General features: G+C 44.8%; 15 protein-coding genes. 4 read left to right on the forward strand and 11 right to left on the reverse strand.

What is annotated here, in order from left to right; all coding sequences use genetic code 11:
* The first annotated feature begins 8 nt into the window (after positions 1 to 8).
* The 3 genes from V7R55_RS09780 (at position 9) to V7R55_RS09790 (ending at position 4893) form a co-directional block, all read left to right on the forward strand.
* Positions 9 to 1613, forward strand: a complete 1605-nt coding sequence (locus V7R55_RS09780; RefSeq protein ID WP_334059339.1) for a sensor domain-containing protein — start codon at positions 9 to 11, stop codon at positions 1611 to 1613.
* A 203-nt stretch (positions 1614 to 1816) separates the two neighbouring features.
* Positions 1817 to 2746: a diguanylate cyclase gene (locus V7R55_RS09785; RefSeq protein WP_334059299.1), complete on the forward strand. Its 930-nt coding sequence runs from the start codon at positions 1817 to 1819 to the stop codon at positions 2744 to 2746.
* A gap of 143 nt (positions 2747 to 2889) precedes the next feature.
* Positions 2890 to 4893 carry an ATP-binding protein gene (locus tag V7R55_RS09790; protein ID WP_334059300.1) on the forward strand — a complete coding sequence of 668 codons (2004 nt, stop codon included), beginning with the start codon at positions 2890 to 2892 and terminating at the stop codon, positions 4891 to 4893.
* Between the two features lie 130 nt (positions 4894 to 5023).
* Here the strand turns inward: V7R55_RS09790 and V7R55_RS09795 are convergent, their stop codons facing one another.
* From V7R55_RS09795 to V7R55_RS09845, 11 genes are all read right to left on the reverse strand, one after another.
* Positions 5024 to 6088 (reverse strand): purine nucleoside permease, encoded by a 1065-nt coding sequence (locus V7R55_RS09795; RefSeq protein ID WP_334059340.1) that lies wholly within the window; start codon positions 6086 to 6088, stop codon positions 5024 to 5026.
* A 233-nt stretch (positions 6089 to 6321) separates the two neighbouring features.
* A complete protein-coding gene (locus V7R55_RS09800) occupies positions 6322 to 8739 on the reverse strand; it encodes a TonB-dependent siderophore receptor (protein ID WP_334059301.1) in 2418 nt (805 codons plus the stop codon).
* Between the two features lie 243 nt (positions 8740 to 8982).
* Complete coding sequence (locus V7R55_RS09805) at positions 8983 to 10536, reverse strand: uracil-xanthine permease family protein (protein WP_334059302.1); 1554 nt, start codon at positions 10534 to 10536, stop codon at positions 8983 to 8985.
* Positions 10537 to 10753: 217 nt separating this feature from the next.
* Positions 10754 to 11119, reverse strand: a complete 366-nt coding sequence (locus V7R55_RS09810; RefSeq protein WP_071814460.1) for an AraC family ligand binding domain-containing protein — start codon at positions 11117 to 11119, stop codon at positions 10754 to 10756.
* A 36-nt stretch (positions 11120 to 11155) separates the two neighbouring features.
* The gene (locus tag V7R55_RS09815) at positions 11156 to 12400 is read right to left on the reverse strand and encodes an allantoate amidohydrolase (protein WP_334059303.1); all 1245 of its coding nucleotides are present in this window, start codon (positions 12398 to 12400) and stop codon (positions 11156 to 11158) included.
* Positions 12393 to 13661: a pyridoxal-phosphate-dependent aminotransferase family protein gene (locus V7R55_RS09820; protein WP_334059304.1), complete on the reverse strand. Its 1269-nt coding sequence runs from the start codon at positions 13659 to 13661 to the stop codon at positions 12393 to 12395. The genes V7R55_RS09815 and V7R55_RS09820 overlap by 8 nt, the downstream gene beginning before the upstream one ends.
* A 10-nt stretch (positions 13662 to 13671) precedes the next feature.
* On the reverse strand, positions 13672 to 14490 hold the full coding sequence (locus V7R55_RS09825; protein WP_334059305.1) for a sulfite exporter TauE/SafE family protein: 819 nt from the start codon (positions 14488 to 14490) through the stop codon (positions 13672 to 13674).
* A 123-nt stretch (positions 14491 to 14613) separates the two neighbouring features.
* Positions 14614 to 16191, reverse strand: a complete 1578-nt coding sequence (locus V7R55_RS09830; RefSeq protein ID WP_334059306.1) for a gamma-glutamyltransferase family protein — start codon at positions 16189 to 16191, stop codon at positions 14614 to 14616.
* Positions 16192 to 16396: 205 nt separating this feature from the next.
* Positions 16397 to 17686: an amidase gene (locus V7R55_RS09835; protein WP_334059307.1), complete on the reverse strand. Its 1290-nt coding sequence runs from the start codon at positions 17684 to 17686 to the stop codon at positions 16397 to 16399.
* A 304-nt stretch (positions 17687 to 17990) separates the two neighbouring features.
* Positions 17991 to 18554 carry a DUF924 family protein gene (locus V7R55_RS09840; RefSeq protein ID WP_334059308.1) on the reverse strand — a complete coding sequence of 188 codons (564 nt, stop codon included), beginning with the start codon at positions 18552 to 18554 and terminating at the stop codon, positions 17991 to 17993.
* A 154-nt stretch (positions 18555 to 18708) separates the two neighbouring features.
* The gene (locus tag V7R55_RS09845) at positions 18709 to 19542 is read right to left on the reverse strand and encodes a MurR/RpiR family transcriptional regulator (protein ID WP_334059309.1); all 834 of its coding nucleotides are present in this window, start codon (positions 19540 to 19542) and stop codon (positions 18709 to 18711) included.
* 425 nt (positions 19543 to 19967) lie between these two features.
* Between V7R55_RS09845 and V7R55_RS09850 the strand changes: the two genes are divergently transcribed.
* Positions 19968 to 20594, forward strand: a complete 627-nt coding sequence (locus V7R55_RS09850; RefSeq protein WP_334059310.1) for a CPBP family intramembrane glutamic endopeptidase — start codon at positions 19968 to 19970, stop codon at positions 20592 to 20594.
* Positions 20595 to 20653: the final 59 nt, after the last annotated feature.

The following is a 20653-nucleotide window of genomic DNA, read 5'->3' on the forward strand; positions in this document are numbered from 1 at the left end:
TCACATTTATCAACCCTGTTGCACAAAGATTGACAGGCTACAATGCGCAAGATGCACTGGGTAAGCCCGTTGATGAGATCATGACTCTGCGAGATGTATCAAGTCATGAGCCGTTGTTAAACCCTGCTCTTTACGCGCTAGAGGTAAAGCGGCCGGTGGCGATGTCTTATAACGCGACCCTTGTTAGTAGGCACAAGCAACTATTTAGAGTTGAAGATACTGCATCACCGATTGTTGACGATGAAGGCAACATAACGGGCGCTGTTATGGTCTTTCAGGACGTGTCTGAAGCCGCAGAGATGGCAGTGAAAATGACCCATCTAACTAACCATGATCAGCTTACAGGCTTGCCAAACCGGGTGTTACTTCACGACAGGGTTGTTCAAGCAATCGCAAGAAGCTTTACGAGTAAGCAAAGTATTGCGCTACTGCTAATTGATATTGATAACTTTAAATATCTTAACGATAGCCTAGGACATCAGGTCGGAGATTTCGTCATATCGACGGTAGCGAAGCGTCTCGCAAATACACTTGGACAAAACGCTACACTCGCGCGAGTGGGCGGTGACGAGTTTGCTTGCCTTTTATCGGATATAGGCTCTGGATTCAGTGCAGATAGTATTGCCATGGCTTGCCTCCAGGCAGGGAGAGAAAGCATAGAAATAGACGGGAAGTCCCATCGCTTTAGTCTAAGTATCGGAATCAGCTTGTACCCGCAGGATGCAGTGAATGCAGAAGAGATGATGCGTCATGCTGATTCCGCAATGTATCGGTCCAAATCTAAAGGAAAAGATACTTTCAGCTTTTTCTCAAAAGACTTGCAGCATGCCATGCATCACAGAGTCGAAATGGAGATTAAGCTTAGACAGGCAATTGAAAATAACAGTTTGGCTATCTATCTTCAGCCAAAATACGACTTCAATAGCGATGAAGTAATCAGCGCTGAAAGTTTAGTTAGAATGTTCGATGAAAACGGTAATGTAATTGGGCCAGATAAATTTATTCCCCTCGCTGAAGAAACCGGTCTAATACATCAGCTAGGTAAGCAGGTGCTTCAGAAAAGCTGTGATTTCATCGCTCGCTGTAATGAACAAGGCAAGTACTTTAAGGTGGCAGTAAATGTGGCTGCCAAACAGCTAGCAAATCCAGGGTTTGCGGATGAAGTCGCAGAAATCATTCGAACTACGGGTATTGAAGCCAGTTCAATAGAGCTTGAGGTGACGGAGTCTGCGCTAATGCACGACTTTGAACAAACACGTGATATCCTAAACAAATTAACGTCGCTAGGTGTTACTCTAGCCCTTGATGATTTCGGCACCGGTTATTCAAGTTTATCGTATCTGCGTCAATTTCCGCTCAACGTGCTAAAAATAGACCGGTCTTTCGTTATTGATATGGATAAGGAGCAGCAAGCTCACGATATTGTCACTGCAATTGTACACTTAGCCCTAAGTTTGGAATTAACCATTGTTGCTGAGGGAATAGAGACACAATCACATTTCAACGAGCTAAAAGCACTAGGCTGCCATCAAGGTCAAGGCTATTTTATGTGTCGTCCCATAGCAATTAACGATTTTTTTGCACAATTTATAGGTGATGAAGAAGTCGCCTGATTTAAGGCGGCTATCTCATCCACTTAATCTCCTCTCGCTATAGGTGTTTTTTTTAATACCCACAGCGTGTTCAAAATTAGCGTTTTCAATATACATATACCTTGTAGATGTTAGACTATATACCAACGCTACACATATTAAAAAAGCCTTATATTACAATGCGACAACGCTTGTTTTGCTAGCAGTTCGCGCTAAAAAAAACAATGGACGGAAATAAAATTAAACCCTACTCACAGTGCAATGTACTTATTGTTGACGACGAGCCAATTAGTCGATTGCTTTTGGAATCGATACTCGAAGTCGAATTTCACTGTACGACGGTCGATTCTGGAAGCAACGCCATATCCTACTGTGCTGAAGCGCTACCTGATCTCGTTTTACTCGATATGAATATGCCGGATATCGGCGGTCTTGAGGTGTGTGCAACATTAAAAGCTTCTCCTGAAACCAAAGATATTCCGGTTATATTCGTAACGTCTACTATGGATATTGAAAGTGAAAACGCTTGCTGGGAAGTAGGTGCGTCTGATTTTGTAATGAAGCCAGTAAACGCGTCAACGCTAACTCACCGAGTAAAAACACACCTTCAAAATAAGCTGCGTACCGAGTTTCTTGAAATGATGACGTTTCATGACCAGCTTACCGGCCTCTACAATAGAATGTACCTGACCAAGGAAATTCCATTATTGATAAAGCAGGTGGCTAGAGATAAAGGAACGGTAGGGGCTATAATGCTAGACATTGATTACTTTAAACTCTTCAACGATACCTATGGGCATCTTGAAGGTGACTTGTGTCTTCAAAAAGTGGCGCAGATAGTCTCTGATACAGTTAAAAGGCCTAAAGATGCAGTGATACGCTTTGGCGGTGAAGAGTTCTTAGTCATTCTGCCTTACAACGACCGACATGGTACTAAGCTTGTGGCAAATCAATTAGTAGAGGCGGTGGATAAAGCGAGAATCCCCCACGCTAAAGGTATTGAAAACCGGGTTTCTATCAGCGCAGGCTTTGCGGTGTTGAAGGCAACAGAAGTCGCTCAAGACAACTTTACGTCCCTTATTGAAGATGCAGATGTGTCGCTGTTTGAAGCTAAGGAATCAGGGCGAAATCAAGCTAAAGGTTATAGCTTATAACGCGCCATATTCTATCCTATTGTTTAATGTCGCAGTTAACGATAGCGCGCTATTATCATACCTTATGACGTACTATTCTCGAAATTTGTGGTGGCTGCGGATAGTACCCCTTTGGTACACGTTTGAGGCTTAGGTAAAGAGCAATGGTTTATTTCGACGAGCTATCGGGTTTAAATGTGAAGCTGGAGGAGCGGTTAAAGTCGTCGCTTACCCAGTTGTTGCAGCGTGGTTGTGACACTCTTGGGATATTTCAAGCACTGCTTTTGCACCTTGAAGAGGACACCGTCAACATACTCGTTAAAGCCTCATCTGCGTATCCCCCCAGTTTTAAATCTATCCCTTCGTTTGCAAACTGCTCTACGGTAGATAATTGTTTTCCGGTAAGTAATGCTAAGTGTTCTTTGGCGTTTAAGCAGTGGTTTACAACTTATTTCAGCGCAGAAAAATATATCAGAGGTAAAGTCCATAAGCTTGACGGCGGATATGTCTGTTTAGTGTTCATCAATGCATGCCCTGACCAGTCAAGCAACTTGGATAAAGTGGCATTGCTCGATGAGTGGTTGTCCGTTACCTTAGACAAGTTTCACATTGAAAAAGCAGAATCAACGCAAAATACGCTGTATGAAAAGCTGCAAAATGTTGCGAGTGTTGGTACGTGGGAAGTCGACCTTACTACCAATGAGTTAACTTGGTCATCTCAAACTCGCCTAATACACGAGGTGGACGATAGTTACACGCCTACATTAGATACGGCAATTGCCTTCTACAAAGAAGGGTTCGATAGAAATGAGATAAGTCGCATCGTTTCTCACACTACTGAGACCGGTGAGCCATGGAGCGCAACACTTGAACTTACTACTGCAAAAGGTAATTCAGTGTGGATAGAAACCCACGGTATGGCCGAGATGAAGCATGGTCAGTGCATTCGCTTGTTCGGGACGTGTCAAAACGTGAATAAATCAGTTCAACTCAGGTTGGAATTGGATGAGCGACGCAAAGAGGCAGAAGCCGCATCGAAAGAGCGGGGAATGTTGCTTTCAAGAATTAGCCACGAGCTGAAAACCCCCTTAAATGGCATCACTGGCATGCTTCAAGCGATAAAGTTTGAAACGAAAGACAATGTAAGAATAAGGAAGGCTGACTTTGCGCTACACAGCGCAGATCGTTTGTTATCACTTATCAATGATGTGCTTGATTATACCTCAATTATTAACGGGGAATTTAGTCTAAAGCACAGCGATTTTTGCGTTCGCTCTTTGTGCGAAGACATTGTCGATGTGTTTAAAACTAAATGTGCCGAGAAAGGGGTAAGACTTTACGCTGTGCTGTCTTTCGACGAAAAGACCTATGTACATGGCGATGCAGCGAGAATAAGTCAGGTAATAACCAACTTACTGTCGAACGCCGTAAAATTCACCGCGAAAGGCTATATCTCTGTACAGGTGACGCTGAAGCATCAAGGCGACGTTCCTATTCTACTTGCCTCAGTCGAAGATACCGGTGTTGGCATGAGCGACGATATCTTGTCACGGATTTTCAGACCGTTTCAGAATGATACTAACAGTTCATCAGAAGAGCTAAACGGCAATGGATTAGGTCTTTCTATCGTCAACCAACTTATTGAGAAGATGGGAGGCGAGCTTGAAGTTCGCTCGAGTGTGGGTAAAGGAACCTGTTTTGACGTGGCTATACCCATTGAAATGGCGTCGGTAGATGAGACAGCCAATGGCGATGTAGAGCTTTCCTCTGAGCTATTGAGTGTGCCCTTGAACATCTTAGTTGTGGACGATAACGATATAAACCGCCTAGTCTTGGGGTCTATGCTTGAAAAGTTCAACTACGTACCTGATGAAGCTGAAAACGGAGAAGTCGCAGTACAAATGGCAAGGGCCAAAAAGTACGATATTATCTTTATGGACTGTGCTATGCCTGTATTAGATGGCGTAAGTGCAACGAAGATAATAATGCAAGAAAACCTAATGCCTAAAAACGGGCGCATTATCGCTGTTACCGCCAATACTACGGCAGAAGATAAAGCTAGCTGTAGCGAAGCGGGCATGCAGGACTTTCTTGCTAAGCCCGTTGTGCAAAATGATGTGACTATACAGCTTAAATTAGCGCTAGATGCGAAATCTGTAACAGTTTAAAGGCTTTGCACTTTAATTTAAGTGTAAAGCCCAGCGTTGACTAGAGCTTCAAATACTGCCAAAAATACATGTAACGACAGTAACAGGTAAATTTTGCTTTGAGCGCAAAATAATTATCGTTGTTTTGCTTTCATTTTACGACAGGGGGCGTCTCTTTTACTGAATCCCAGTTTTCAGTTATGTAGTCAACAACGCGAGCGCCCACGTTATACGCTGCTTCAATTGCGGCATTCATTGCCGCGTAACCTTCCCCTGAACTTTCAAGCTTCAAATTTTCTGATGCACTTAGCGAGGGTGGCTGCATAGTAAAGTTGCTCGCGGTTCTTAAAATCATTATGCGGTTTTTATCTACCAAGCCAGCATTATCCAAATAGGTCAAACTTTGAAGCGTAGCCGAGTCTTCCATGCCCGACGTCACGAAGTTACCCTTGTTTTTTGTCCAATATGCAACCCAATCATTCGCCCATGTATTAAGCTTTTCTCCGTGCCAAAAGGTAGAAGCAGATAAATGGGCACCCATAGACACATTGGGCAGTGCCTTTGCATTAGACAAGTGAGTGTATTTTGCCCGTAGCGCATCCATTGCATCATTATTTAAAAGCTTGGTGTCTTTGGTCAATGAATAGGCCCATTTGGCCAAAGGAAGGTTGAGCGCGTAAACCTCGCCGTTCGGACTATTATTCATATCCACTGATTCGGCATTGTCATAAGGTGCGTGGGTGAAAAGCGGGAAGTAACCTGTGGCCCACGTTGCAGGGATTTCTCTTGCATCAATTTGATGTGCTAGATCACCATCTACAACGTAATCGGTCCAGATAGCGCTGCCAATAGTATTATCGGCAGGGTCGACGCCTGCAATACCCGCTACAAGCCAATAGGCCTTTGATAAATCAAAACGAGGGTCGAGCCCTAAGGCCATTATTGCCGCCGAAGCACGCGCAATACCCATACCTGTAACTATGCCAATAACGCCTGTTTCTGGGTTTGCATAAATGTCGTGAAAGCCGTGGGGCAGTGGGTATTTCGTTGTAAGTTTTTGACGGGCTTTCCACAATTGAAATTCGCCCGGTGCGTCACCTTCATCATCACCAATTTCAAACATACTCACCACAACAACTTTAACTTCTATAGGTTGCGGTGCTTTACTAGCATGAGCAATGGTCGCAAAAGTACTTATCACAATGCCGATTAGCATAGCCAATAAAAATGGCGCTTTATGTGCAAAGTGGCGGCTGTGCTTAGCACAGCGTAGATGTACTCGTTCTTTACAACGTCGGATGAAGTGGCGCAAAGACATAAAATACTCCTAAAAAAAGAGCTCAAGTTTTGAAAAAACTGAGCTCTTTATTAAACGAAATTCGAGTGAGCGAAGATGCCACGCTTACGGAATTTATAGTAAGCGTGACAACACTCATACGCTAAATTTACTTAGAATGAATAAGAAACTTTAGCATTAAAGTGACGCGGCAATTCAGGTAGTACAATTTGGCTACCGAATAGGTCAGGGAAGTTAGAACGGAAATAACGTTCATCAGTTAGGTTCTTAACGGTTAAGTTAAATGACCAGTCTTCAGCCTGATAAGATAAGCCAGCATTTACAAGCGTGTAAGACGGTAGTGTTACAGCCGCAGAGAAACCTGATGCAACTTCCTCAACATCTACAACGCTAACATTAGCGGCATAACCATTTTGGAAATCGTAAGTTGCTGTTAGCGTATAAATATTTTCCGGAATACCCGCTTTGCGTCCATCGGTATTATTAAAGCCTTCACCGATAAGATTGAGACCAATAACGTTACCACCAAAGATCAGTGAAGGATCTTCAAGGTTAACTAGGTCTTCAGCACCCAGGAAACCAAATTGGTTGCCATTTTCTAGTGCAGTTAGGTTTATCACTTTTATGTTGGTGTAACCAGCAGATACAACAAGGTTGTCATTTACCACCCAGCGAAGCTCAAACTCTGTACCTTTGTTGTTAGTGGTGTTGTTTGTAACAGTGTTTTGCGCGTTAAAATCGGTACGTTCTTGCTCAAACGATGAAAGCGCGAAGTATAGTGTGTCTTCTAGCAGCGAGCCTTTGACACCGAATTCGATAAGTTCAGAAGTATCGAACGCGCTGCCGTCACCTAGCTGGCCAACACCAATCTCTGCACCTTGACCTGCAACAAGCGTAGCTTGCTCAGCGGCTGTTACGTATGGAATAAGGCCGAACTCAAACTCGTATGAAAGGCTGGCGTTCCAAGACCACCCGTCTACTGTCTCTTCTGCATATTCAGGCGTTTCATCGCCAGTTGCACCTAACAAAAGGTCAGTGCGCGATGTACTTTCAATATCGATCGTATCGTAACGCAAACCTAAAACTAGGTTTAAGCCCCAGTCCCAAGTTAAGTCTGTCATTGCGGCAACACCTAGGTCTAAGTAGTTACCAACGTCGTAGTTATCGAAATTTTTACCTGAACGTGTAGACAACAAACGCTTGTCTAGCGCAGACGATGGCATGGTTAGGTCTCGACGGTTAAAGTATTCGTAAGTGAAATCATCGCCGTGTTCGAAATCGGTATAACGAACTGAAGGTGAGAATTGAAACTGTGCAAACAGACCGTCGTTTTCATATTCGGTAGCAAAAATTAGCTTATCTTCAACAACCCAGCTGTCGTGGAATTGTGAGAAGCCGTAGGCGTTTTCATTGATATTGTCGTAAGCATCGTAGAAAAACTGATTTCGAATTTCCCAGTTATCCGTGTAGTAGATAGTGTCGAAATAAAGCGTAATGGCTTCATTGCCAAGCTGGTCATCAGGCGCTACTAATACTTGGTTACCACTAAGCGTTGTCGTACCTACGTTTTGCAACTGCATCAACTCTGTTGCTTCATCGTCTGTGAAGCTAGATGCTGGAACATAAAAAAAGCTTTCCCCAGCGATATTAACTGCACCGTATTCTTCGTGGCTAATTTGGCCATCGCCATCAGTATCTAACGGAAGCGCTGTACCAGTAATATAGGTGCCGTCATCAACCAATTCTTGTGTAAGACGGTTCCAGCCTGCTACTTGGTTACCGTCATAATCGTGGTACATACCACCAAATTCAAAACGAAGATTGTCAGTGATATCAATGTTAAATGACGCCTGAAGTACGGTTTGATCAGTTTGCGTATTGTCGTAATAGCTATCTGAATTTTCTAGCTCGCCGTATATGTAGTAACCCATTTCTTTGCCAGCGACGCTAGTTGGGCCGCCAACCTCGGCGGTCAAAATGCTTTTATCCCATGAGCCTGTGGTATATGACAACGCGCCAGTAGGTGCATCTAGATACTGACCGCCAGAAGCACGGGCAGATTTAGGATTAAAGTTCAGGTAACCACCAATTTTAGAAGGACCATAAATAGGTGATGCAGGGCCGCGTACGATATCGATACGGCTAGATGCACCAATAGGGGTCGGGTAGTTACCTGGGTTATCAAGGCGCTTAACGCCACGGAAATAGGTTTCACCTGGTGTACCACGTACGTCAAGTGAGCCTGCAACACCAAAGAAAGACTGGGTAAACGTACCTGGCGCAAATGCTACTAATTCATCAATATCGGAAACGTTAAAACGTTCCATTTGCTCTTGAGAAATAGTGGATGCTGAACGCGGTGTTTCAAGAATAGATTTACCAAAGCCAAATACCGACTCGACGTCTTGACCGGGCAAGCTGCCTAGCGACCCAGTTACCTGAATCTTTTCGACATCTTTTTCTTGTACCTCTGTCTCTTCTTGTGCAAATGCTTGAGATGACAATGCTACCGCCGTTGTCATCGCTAAGGCTTTTGCTAGAGGAGATAATGCGAATGTAGTGTTTTTCATGGTTTCCTCATTATTTTTATTTGCCCTTTTTTAGAGCTTTATTAACGCACTATTTCTATTGCGCCTTGCTGTATGCAAGAGGTTTAGCAGGATGAGTGCCAACTTCCTAACCAGTTGGTCAACTTTTGACCTGTCTTTAAGTTGCTGAATTATATGGATTTAAAAATATAATGTTGTTCTTATATTGTTATTGTTATGTTAAACAGTAAGGTTTTTCTTATTTTTGCACCGTTGCGGTGATTTCTATCGTGGTTTTGCACTATAAAGAGCAGGGCCTAGTACTTGCCGCTGATTTATACTTAGTATCGCTTTGTGGGAAGAAGGTACTGGGTTACTACGACTTTCTTTAGTACGCTTTTTTATAACAGGCGAGACGGCTTTGACCGCGCTATCCAACGCTTCACTCGCATTGCCTTTTGTCAGTTGATTGCCGGTGGTTAATGAAACATCTGACTCATCGTTAGCGCCTTTTTTCCCGGGTAGCGTTAAATCTAAAATAACCGCCGTAAGTCCTGCTGATGTAACAGGGGAAAGGAGAATATTTTCAAGCCAATTAGGTAGTTCGGCTAACGCTTCGGGGACCATCATTACCCCAATTGCCATACCAAGGGCGCATGCCGTAACTAAACTACTACGTCTATCTAGGGCATAGCTGGCAAGAAGTTTTAGGCCGCCTACTGCAACCATGGCAAACATCACTAATGTTGCGCCGCCTAAAACAGGCTTAGGGATAGCCTGCAGCACACCACCAACTATCGGAAAGCAACCGATAAGCACAAACAACGCAGCAACAAAGAAGCCTACTTTGCGACTTGCAATGCCGGTTAACTGAATAACCCCATTATTTTGTCCAAATGTGGTATTTGGAAAGGTGTTAAATATACCGGCAATTAGTGAATTTACGCCATCGCCTAAAATACCGCCTTTCACCCTCGCTAAATAAACAGGCCCGCTTACAGGCTGCTTACAGAAAAGGCTGTTGGCAGTAAGATCGCCCGCTGTTTCTATTGCGCTAAATAAGTAAATTAGCGCAATAGGTAAAAACAGGTTGATATCAAATGAAATGCCAAACGCAAACGGCGTAGGAATAGCGACAATAGATAAAGAGGCAAGGCCGCTAAAATCAAGACCCTTTGTAAACCCAACATAGGTTGCACCAATAGCCATGCCAATAAAAATAGCACTTAAGCGTAACCAATGATTGTGAGATGCGTTTAAAAATACAATAACAAGCAACACGCCAAGGCCAACCGCTAGGTTGTCAGTGCTCGCAAAGTCTGCTGCATGAAAACCTCCAGCAAGGTCTGTCATACCCACGTTAATTAAGCTAAGCCCTATGGCCGTGATCACAATACCTGTAGTTAAAGGGGTAATGATGCGTTTAAGTTTATCTACAAATAGGCTGAACACTACCTCAACGAGCGCACCTGCCATAGTGAGGCCAAACAGCAGTGCTAAGATATCTTCGGGCGTACCGCCACTTGCTTTAACTTGGTTTCCCGCCAGAATTAGCGCGCTAATAAACGCAAAGCTTGTACCTTGGATGGCGACCAACCCGCTACCTACCGGCCCTATGCGCTTTGTTTGTATTGCAGTACCTAGGCCACTAACAAACAGTGCCATGCTGATAAGGTAAGGTGTGTATTCGGTAAGACCTAGTGTTGATGTGACGATGAGTGTTGGTGTAATAACGCCAACAAAGCTGGCTAATAAATGCTGAAACGCCGCGGTAAGAGAAGGAAGAAACGCCGGGCTATCATGAAGGTCGTAAAGTAATTCGCTGTGATTTGAAGACATGAGCAATATTTCTTAATAACAGTTGCTCAATGGTTGCAAGATATTGACCAATTGGTCTGCCGGTAATGGCTGCTGTATCACACTGATTTTAATGGTGAATCTTTAATTCTTATATCTTGCTGGATAAGAAGGATTAATGGGCAAGCCCCAAAATGGTGCTTAAACAAAAAAATGCGCTAATTTAGCGCATTTTTTCAATAGAGGTTTAAAGGTTAGCCTAAAAAGTAACACCTTCATCTAGCGTGACAAAAATCGAGTGGCGCACTTCATTGTACATTGCACGTGAACAGTGGCCTTCACCTTCAGTATCTTCTAGTAGCAGTACATCGCCTGCTCCAAATACATGGCGCTCTCCGTTTGATACTGTAAATTCCGCACGTCCTTTTAAAATGAAAAGTAGTTGTCGTGCTGGGGCAGGGTGCCATTTGAAGTCATAGTCGGCAGGTGTCTCGCGAAAGATAATTTTATCTGCACCAAATTTCTCTGAAAGCATACCGATAGGACCGCCGTCTTTTAGCGCTATTTCAACCTCGCCAAAGTGGCTTTTGCCCGCTTCATCGTTGTAAATCCTTGTTATTTTCATTATCGACCCTTGTTTAAGACTGTACTGATTTGGACATTACGCGTGCTTGAGTTTGCTTATGGTTTTATAAAGCACCGACAAACTGGCAGCCACATCCCCATGGGTAATAGACTCAGCTGGGTGATGGCTTATGCCACCCTTACAGCGCGTGAATAGCATGGCTACAGGGCAAATATCTGCTATAGCCATGGCATCATGACCCGCTCCTGAAGCAAGAATTCGTGGTGCTATACCGCTTTCTTCAACTCCGCGAACAAGCGCTTGCTTTAACTGACTATCGCAATGTACCGCAGGCGCACTATGGGTTTGCTCGCGGGTAAGTGTTAACTGTCTAGCTTGCGCAATGTTTTCAAATTTTTGCAATATTTCTGCCAATACTGAATCGCGTAAATCATCATCTTCGCTTCTAATATCAAGGGAAAATCGCGTGCGTCCGGATATCACGTTTACGCCATTCGGTGCATTTTCAATTTTACCTACGGTGGCTACAACACCTGGGCGTTGTAAGCTTATGCTCTCTACCGCTAGTAGCATTTCTGCACTTGCGCATAGGGCGTCACGACGCATAGACATGGGTACAGTGCCGGCGTGCCCAGCCATTCCTTCAACGGTAAAGTTAAAGCGCTTGGCACCTGCAATAGCACTTACTACACCTACAGGCAGGTTTTCTTGCTCTAAAACAGGGCCTTGTTCAATGTGAAGCTCTAAATAGCCCAGAATGTCAGTAGGGGAAATAGCCGCGCTGTTAACCGCATCGAAATTGAGCCCAAAGTTAGCCATGGCTTGCTCAAGGCTTACACCGTTTTCATCTTTTAAGTGACGCCATTGCTCCTGCCATTTACCGGTTAGCGCACGGCTACCTAATAGCGTAGTACCAAAACGCGTGCCTTCTTCATCACAAAAACCCACGATGTCGATGTGGAAAGGGAACTTAGTTTGTGTGCCGTCAAACATAGCAACCATTGATATAGCAGCAACTACGCCCAGCATTCCGTCGTACTTTCCGCCGTTAGGTACGGTGTCGAGATGACTTCCTAGAATTAATCGCGGTGCATTGGGCACACTTGAGGTATAGCGCCCCCAAATGTTGCCAACGGCATCTTGCCAAGTGGTCATGCCCGCCTCAATCATCCAGCCAGAGGCCAGTTGATTGGCAAGCTTGTGCTGCTCGGTCAAATAGCGCCTGTCTAGGCAAGTGGGGTCTTGGCTTAAGGTGCCTAACGTTTCGCACCTTGCCATAACCTGGGTCGCTAATTCAGTAAATTCTACGAATTCACCCATTCGCCACTCCTGCCGACTTAGCGTCAGCAAAAACGCTAAGCGCAGCGTCTACCCCTTTGCCTGCAGGTAGCGTAAACTCTTGCATGCGAAGTACGGTTTCAAGCGATTGTAGTGTATGCAGTACGGCATCTTCTCTGGCGTTGTACCCCATAGTACCAATGCGCCAAATCTTACCTTTCAATGGCCCAAAGCTGGTGCCGATTTCAATATTGAATCGCAGCAGTAGGGTTTCGCGTACTTCTTCGCCGTGAACACCATCGGGAATGTGAACACCTACCACGTTGTACATTTTGTGCTTAAGGTCACCGAATGGTTCAAGTCCCATTGCCTGTATACCAGCAAGCATGGCGTCACCAGCCACTTTATGACGCGCAATAACGTTTTGCTGACCTTCCTCTAAATGCACACGTGCACATTCACGGGCGCAATAAAGCATACTTGCCGCTTCGGTATGGTGGTTTAAACGCTCTTCGCCCCAGTAATCCATGATCATAGGTAAATCGAAGTAGTTAGAGCGAATTTTAGGGCCGCGTGCCGCCTCGTGGTGGGCATCGCGAATACCAGCTTCAACGTGATGACGGGTACGTACGGTATTAACGAACTTGTCGCTAAGGGTAATAGGCGCACTGCCTGATGGACCGCCCAAGCACTTTTGAAGGCCAACCGATACCGCGTCTAATTTCCATGCATCAACATCCAGTGGGTTTCCACCTACTGAAGCGGTTGCATCGCAGTAAAACAATACGTCGTTCGCCTCACAAATAGCGCCAATATGCTCAAGCGGTTGAAGCATTGTGGTCGATGTATCACCTTGTACTATGGCAAGTAGCTTGGGCTTTACTTCTTTTACCGCTGCTTCTATCTGCTCAGGCGTAAATACTTCGCCCCAAGGTACTTCAATGGTATGAACTTCAGCATCGGCACGCTCAGCAATTTCGGCTAGCAAATGGCCAAAGCGACCAAAGATAGGCACAAGGACTTTGTCACCTGGCTCTATTGCCGATACCAAAACCGCTTCGATACCCGCGCGCGACGTACCATCAACCAAAAAGGTTTGCTGGTTTTTGGTATTAAATACATCGCGGTAAAGCTGCATTGTCTCATTCATGTAGCCGGTCATTACCGGGTCGTATTGACCTACTAACTGGGTAGACATCGCGCTTAACACACGTGGGTAGCAGTTAATAGGGCCTGGGCCCATTAACAAACGGGGTGGTGGATTAAGTGGCGCGAAAGTACTTGTAGATGCTTCTTTAGACATTAGGGCACTCCTAGATAAGTACTTGCGCTAGCATGCGCAAGCCAGTGATGATAAGAACAACGGCAAAGATTTTCTTTAGTAAACCTGCGTCTAGCTTGTTGGCAATGCTCGCGCCGACAGGCGCAAACAAGACCGTTAGCGGAACAATGCAGGCAAAACCTAACAAGTTCACATAGCCGTATGTTGCGAAGGGGGCGTCAGCAGGTGTGGTTCCTACGAATAACAAGGTAAGTGCTGCGGGTAGCGATATGATGAGGCCGACCGCCGCAGCAGTTCCCACAGCTTTGTGCGCTGGGTAATTACAAAATGTAAGTGTAGGCACGGTTAGCGTACCGCCGCCAATACCTACCATAGAGCTAAACAAACCAATACACGTAGCCATTACTGACTGACCTGTACGCCCCGGCAGCCCTTTAAATAGCGCATCTTTTTTGCCAATAAGCATATTGATGGCCGATAAGGTTGCGATAACGCCGAATAACAGGGTAAGGAACGTTGGGTTAACCACGGTTACCGCATAGCTTCCCGCAAGCACGCCAATTAAAATAAATACGGCCCACGCTTTTAGCAGCGCAAAATCAACGTTGCCTTTACTGTGGTGAGCGCGAATAGAGCTAACTGAAGTAGGAACGATAGTCGCTAGCGACGTGGCCGTGGCAATAACCATGGCACTTTCAGGCGACACGCCAAGTGCCTGGAATAAGAAAAACAGTACCGGAACTATAACGATACCGCCACCTACGCCAAGCATACCTGCTAGTATGCCGGCAAATACGCCCGTTCCCGCGAGCGATAATATAACCGTGAGGTTATCCATTAAAAACTGCATGTGATTTCTATCTCTTTAACGATTGCTATTTAAATATTTTGTATGCGTTAAGCTGTTTAAGAAGCGTCTTTGCAAACGCTTCCCAGTAAACGGGGTTGCGGAAGCGAAGGTTTTAAAACAACCCTAGCGATGACCTAAATAAGCTTTACCATCACTTCGTGGGTCGCTCGCGCCGCTAACTGTGCCCTCTGTGTCGCGAATAATGGCACCCGCGTGGCCCATCAGTTCGTTGCAAGGGTCTACCGTGACCATGTCGTGCCCCCTTGCCAGTAAGCTCTCGCCCACATATTCAACTAAATCACGCTCTGCTTTTAAGTTGTGACTTTGGTCGCCCCACGTTCTGCCAAGTAACCATCGACCAAGGGAAATCGCTTTATCGATAGGCTGCCCGTGGTAAATGTGGCGGGCAAATAATGCAGCTTGGGTTTGAGGTTGACCCTCACCACCCATGGTGCCGTAACTCATACGGCGTCCATCGATAAGCTCGGCAAATGCTGGGTTTAACGTATGGAACGGCTTTAAGCCAGGCGCTAAATATTGATTACTGTTTGGATCTAGCGAGAACGAAGTACCACGGTTATTCCATACAATGCCCGTTTGTGGGCTCACTATGCCTGAACCGAACTCCCAATAAAGAGATTGAATGTAGCTCACCATACGACCTTCTGAGTCGCAGCAGCCCATCCATATGGTATCGCCGTGTTTCGCTTCGTGGGGCCACGGCAATGCTTTATCCAGTGAAATGTTTTTCACCATTTCATCAAGCGTGTCGTCACTTAACAGGCTCTGTAAATTTACCGGAGTACGCGAAGGGTCTGTTACGTTCGCGTTACGGGCAATGAACGCTTGCTTGGTACACTCAATAAGTAAATGGACCATGTCGGCATCGGTATTACCTAAATGCTGTACTTTGTCATAAAGTGCCAAGATGATAAGCGAGGCTACACCTTGTGTTGGCGCAGGTAGGTTATAAAGCCTGCCTTTGCTGGTAGATACTGACAATGGCTCAACAATCGTTGCTTTATAATTGTTGAAATCTTCAAGGCGAATAGGGGAGCCAGCCGCTTCTAAGTCTTCTGCCAGTTTTGCAGCTAATTCACCATGGTAAAAATCATCAAGCCCTTTATCTGCCAAATGCTTTAAGGTTTCTGACAGCTTAGTCAGCTTTAAAATTTTGCCTTTTTTAAGCGCTTTGCCTTTAATTAAAAACTGCGCGAAGTTCTCATCGGCGCTTAGCTCGTCGAAGGTTTTGTTACTGGCATCCACTAAGCTTTGAGTAACTTCAATACCCCAGTTAGCTTGACTTATCGCCGTATCGAACAATGTGCTTAACGGTAAACCGCTTTGCCATTCATGGCTTATCTCGAGAGCCGCTTTCCAACCGGCAACTGCGCCGGCCATGGTCAATGCAGACTTCCCGCCTCGACTAGGTATAGCATCGTTACTTTCGTAAAATGCAGGCGTTGCACCTTTTGCTGCCACGCCTGATGCATCGATACCAATAGGCTTTTTGCCCGGCTCACTGATGAGCCAAAATCCGTCACCGCCCATGCCGTTCATATGCGGATATTCAACGGCAATAGAGGCGGCAGCGGCTACCATAGCTTCAATAGCGGTGCCACCTTTTTCTAGTATGTTTAAGCCCACTTGTGATGCTGCAAAGTGAGGGGCGGTAAACGCAATATTAGATTTTTCACTCATAATTATTTCCTTTAAAAACTCAGCAACCACGTCGTCCTCTGTAGCCCTAATTAGTCAAAGGCTTGGCAAATAGACGCGTGCTCTCGTTTTACTTCTGCTTCCTACTATCTACTGGTATGCAATAGAGCGTTTTGTGCTTTGTTTAAGTGCGGTTTAATCGTGACTTAAACGAGGTTTACACAGGTAGGTTGCGCACTTTACACCTTTAGCGAGTGGTTAGCGTTTTAGCTAACGCGAGAAGTGCAAGATCGTTGCCTTTTTTGCCCACAAGCGATAGTCCGCAAGGAGCATTGTGTAGGGTGAACAACGGCAAATGAAGCTGGGGTAAACCCGCAAGCCCCGCAATTGCAGTTAGTGCGAGCAGAGCGTTTCTATCATTAGCCAGAGTCGTTTCATCGGCGTCGCATCGAGGTGCTACACCCGGTGTTGTGGGAATAACCAAAACGTCTATTTCTTCAAATAAGACATTTAAATGATTTATTACCACGGTTCGTTGCGCTTTAGCTTCTTCTACATCTTGTGTTGTTATGGTTTTACACCAATCCAAGCGCAACATAATATCGTTAGCGATATTGGGCTGAGTATTTTCAATCCATTCGCCATGCTGCTGCCAAATTTCATTGCCTTGTAAAGTGCGAAATGTAGCGGCGGTTTGTAAGGTATTTAAATCAAGCCGTGTTTCTGACAGCGCAATACAATTATTACTGTCTTCAAAGGCGTTAAGCCAAGTTTGGCAAAGCGATTTGTGAGCGATTTGCTCAAACAAGTGTGTCGCTATACCTAAGCGAGGTTTGTTAGGTATGTCACTTTGCGCAGCACTATCAAGACAAACATTGGCTACCTTTGACAGTGTATCTAAATCCCTTGTCATCCATCCCACGGTATCAAACGATGGCGCAAGTGCTACCATGTTGTCGCAAGGGATGGCGCCATGGGTGGTGCGAAGACCCCATAACCCTTGGTAGCTAGACGGTACGCGAATAGAGCCACCTGTATCTGTGCCAAGACCAATATCTGCAAGGTGTGCACTTACGGCAACCGCAGAGCCCGACGAAGAGCCGCCAGGAATATGAGCTGGCGCTGCCGGGTTCACAAGCGTTTCATAATGCTTATTTTGCCCGTGTAAGCTGTAAGCCAGTTCGTCGGTAATAGTTTTACCTTTAAACGCGGCGCCTGCTTTAAGCATACTCGCTACGCAACTATTCGTACTTTTTGGTACGGGGTGTGTAGCCAACCAATCTGGGTTGCCCGCCGCTGTTGGTAAACCTTCAATATCAAATAAGTCTTTTACCGCAAGCCCTAGACCGCTAAGCGGTTTGGCTACATTACGATTGCGCGCTTCTGTTGAACCTTCAGTTACCCCTTGGCTTGCCCCGGTATTGAGAGAAGACGTTTCGTCCTCACCGGTATTAATGCCATTAAAGGTTGCGTTTAAATTTTTAATCGCCTGCGTGACCTTTGCATCACAGGGCTTAAGTAAGAAAGGAGAGCTCACAGCGCGTTACTTATTAGTTATTGTTTCTTTATTAGTCTTTCTGTCATGAAACAACTGTTTCACTACAAAGTCAAGAGAAACGATCGTTGCTTTTTGCTTCAATAGAAATAAATTACTGATAGGGAATAAAAGAAGATGTAATCAAAAACGCAAAGCAAGGCACGATTATGGCGGGTTTCGGTTAAGCAGCTTTACCGAACTATGTGCTTTTCTCTGCGTTTTCTCTGAGGCATTTTGAAATGGTGTAAATAAATTAGGGATATACGTAGTTGTGTTAATGAGTAGCTCAAAGCCTTGATGGTAACTAAAAACCTTGAGGGTTTTCTTTAAGAAAGGCTGCTTCTTCGGCTGTAGATTCACGGCCTAACACTGAGTTTCGGTGAGGGTAGCGTCCAAACCTTTCAATGACCGCCTGATGGCGTTTTTCAAAAGTGTATTCCCGCTCAAGCCCTTCTTGAGAGAAGAGTTCCATTGCCACATCGTGAATGGCTAACGATTCACTGTGCATAAAAGGCATATAAAGAAACGCACGCTGCTGAGGGGTGAGCATTTTGTCAGCCTCTACGCTTACCGCTTCTTGAGCTAGTATCAAAGCGATGCTGTCAGTACTAAACGCATCTGGCTGATTGCGATAAATATTTCGGGAAAATTGATCAAGAAGAATAATTTCGGCAAGGCGACCTGTTGCCGTAGCGCGCCAAGGCCAGAGTTCACCGCGCGCTGCTGCTGCGCGCAGCTTAGAAAACCGTGAAGCGATGGTTTTATCTAAAGCTGCATCTTTCTCAAACCATTGTTCAGGTGACAGTTCACCAAACCAAAAGTCTAGTACACCGTTAGCCTCTTCCATGACTACTTGCGTTTTATCCATTTTCACCTCAACTACACGCTTACTGCAGTAAAATTAAAGTCATTAAGACTTATACTTTTTTTTATCGAAAAAGTTCCATTTTCGCTTGCGGAATCGTAATTGTATGCTACGACCGTCTGTATAGTATTGCTTAAAAAGTGTGCTATGTGAAGAGTTAACGTTTAGGGCTTTCTAGTTCATCCATTTGAATGTAGATATCAGTTATAGCATCAACACGGTCTGCAGCCTTGCTGCCTAACGCGTCATAAGTAAGGTTGCACAGGGATGCAACTAAGCTCATTGGCGCGGCATAGCTATCAAAAGGAGAGTCGCTGCCAATGTGGGTTACAAGGAGGTGGTCTACATCACTGCGATAACCTTGGCCGGTAGGGTCGGTTATAAGCACAGTCTTGCAGTGTTTAATACTGTTTAGAACAAACTTGAATTGGCGGGTCCTGCGGCGAAAGCCGAAAAGCACCACTAGGTCGTTCTCAGTAAGGTCGATAAGGTCTTCGCTAAGGGTCTGCCCGGGCTGTGGCAGTACGCGAACTGACGTCCTAATTTGCTTAAGCTGCTGTCTAAAATGAAGGGCAATAGGGTAAGCGTTGCGAAACCCAATTAAAGTAATTTGACCTGCTGAAGCAAGTAGCTTAGCTATATCTCTTAATGCCTCGGACGATGTGCCTTCGAATGTATTGGCTAAATTTTTACTATCACTTTCATGCTGTAAAACACTGCTTGATGGGTTTACTACAGGCACGCCTTGCTCACGCAGTTGTGCTAACGCGTCTTTCGCTTGTTGATGCGACTCAAAGCCCAGCTGTCGAAAGAACCGGCTTACAGTAGCTTTCGAGGTTCCCGTTTTTTCTGCAATAAATGAAGTGGACTGGCTAAGTACGGCGATAGGGTTTTGCTGAATGTAATGCGCGATAGATTTGCCCGACGGGGACAACGCGGCATAATGCTTTTCAATCTGTTGTAAAACGTCGCTAGGGCTATTTTTTGTCATTGGTATCGCCTTATACATCTTGTGCAATTATTTCACGACTTTTGTTCGATATACAAACACAACGTGAAATCCAACAATTTGTTCCACTGAAAGTCCCAGATTATTTGAGAATAAGAACGTGAAAATTGAATAAATACGTTACTAATTCTCGCTCTGCAAACTTCATTTATATAAACCTGCTTTAAAAAATGTAAAGCCAATAAAGGGTTACAAAAATAACTGACTGTATTGGGCTAAAGTTGAATCTAATTTCTTCTTCACGCCGCCCAAATTGGCACTACAATTTCATACATACTAACTGTGAAAATTCACGAAAGTGTCATCGTTTGGTAATTATTTTGTTGGCTTAGCTTCGTCTCCACATGGGCTTTTTAAATGGGGAAACCTACAGCGAGTTCAGCATGAACAAGAGAAAGAGGTGAGTTGTGGCAAAGCTGTGGTCTGAATTGATCTTGCTATTTGTAGCAATTCCTTTTGCTGTTCTCTACTGGATTAAGCATTTTGCAGATTATCTCATGCCGATTTTAGGGGTAATGGGGCTTTGCTGTTTAGCTGTCTTGTTAGCAGATAAGCAATTTAAGCGTATTAAATTGTGGCATTGGGAAGATTATCGAGTACATTTTAAAAGTACGCTCAGGTTATTTTTACCTTGGGCGAGCTTACTTGCGCTTGTGGTTTACTTCTTAAAACCCGAACTGTTTTTGCACTGGCCTATGAATCAGCCGTGGATGTGGGTGGCAACATTACTGATTTATCCCATTGTTTCGGTGATCCCCCAAGAGATTATTTTTCGCACCTATTTCTTCCATCGTTACAAACGTATTCTACCTTCCAAATATGCTAGATGGGTGCTAAGTACCTTTCTATTTGGGCTAGCTCATTTGGTATACGGGAACTGGATCGCTGTGATTGTCTCGTGGATTGGTGGGGCTATCTTTGGCTACAGGTATATGCAAACAAACTCAACCCCAGTTGTTGTTATTGAGCATGCCATATGGGGAAGTTTCTTGTTCACCATTGGGTTGGGATCTTATTTAGTTATTGCTTCGTAACAACTTTTGTTAATAACATCCACACATGAACACCAAGGAGTCGGGTTATGTTCAGTGCT

This window comes from Alteromonas sp. S005, from assembly GCF_036864475.1.
GTDB lineage: Bacteria > Pseudomonadota > Gammaproteobacteria > Enterobacterales > Alteromonadaceae > Alteromonas.

Bases quoted from the DNA above. Each gene is read 5' to 3' on its own strand.
- V7R55_RS09785 (WP_334059299.1), top strand. From the start codon at position 1,817: ATGGACGGAAATAAAATTAAACCCTACTCACAGTGCAATGTACTTATT.
- V7R55_RS09790 (WP_334059300.1), top strand. From the start codon at position 2,890: ATGGTTTATTTCGACGAGCTATCGGGTTTAAATGTGAAGCTGGAGGAG.
- V7R55_RS09795 (WP_334059340.1), bottom strand. From the start codon at position 6,088: ATGCTAATCGGCATTGTGATAAGTACTTTTGCGACCATTGCTCATGCT.
- V7R55_RS09800 (WP_334059301.1), bottom strand. From the start codon at position 8,739: ATGAAAAACACTACATTCGCATTATCTCCTCTAGCAAAAGCCTTAGCG.
- V7R55_RS09805 (WP_334059302.1), bottom strand. From the start codon at position 10,536: ATGTCTTCAAATCACAGCGAATTACTTTACGACCTTCATGATAGCCCG.
- V7R55_RS09810 (WP_071814460.1), bottom strand. From the start codon at position 11,119: ATGAAAATAACAAGGATTTACAACGATGAAGCGGGCAAAAGCCACTTT.
- V7R55_RS09815 (WP_334059303.1), bottom strand. From the start codon at position 12,400: ATGGGTGAATTCGTAGAATTTACTGAATTAGCGACCCAGGTTATGGCA.
- V7R55_RS09820 (WP_334059304.1), bottom strand. From the start codon at position 13,661: ATGTCTAAAGAAGCATCTACAAGTACTTTCGCGCCACTTAATCCACCA.
- V7R55_RS09825 (WP_334059305.1), bottom strand. From the start codon at position 14,490: ATGCAGTTTTTAATGGATAACCTCACGGTTATATTATCGCTCGCGGGA.
- V7R55_RS09830 (WP_334059306.1), bottom strand. From the start codon at position 16,191: ATGAGTGAAAAATCTAATATTGCGTTTACCGCCCCTCACTTTGCAGCA.
- V7R55_RS09840 (WP_334059308.1), bottom strand. From the start codon at position 18,554: ATGGATAAAACGCAAGTAGTCATGGAAGAGGCTAACGGTGTACTAGAC.
- V7R55_RS09845 (WP_334059309.1), bottom strand. From the start codon at position 19,542: ATGACAAAAAATAGCCCTAGCGACGTTTTACAACAGATTGAAAAGCAT.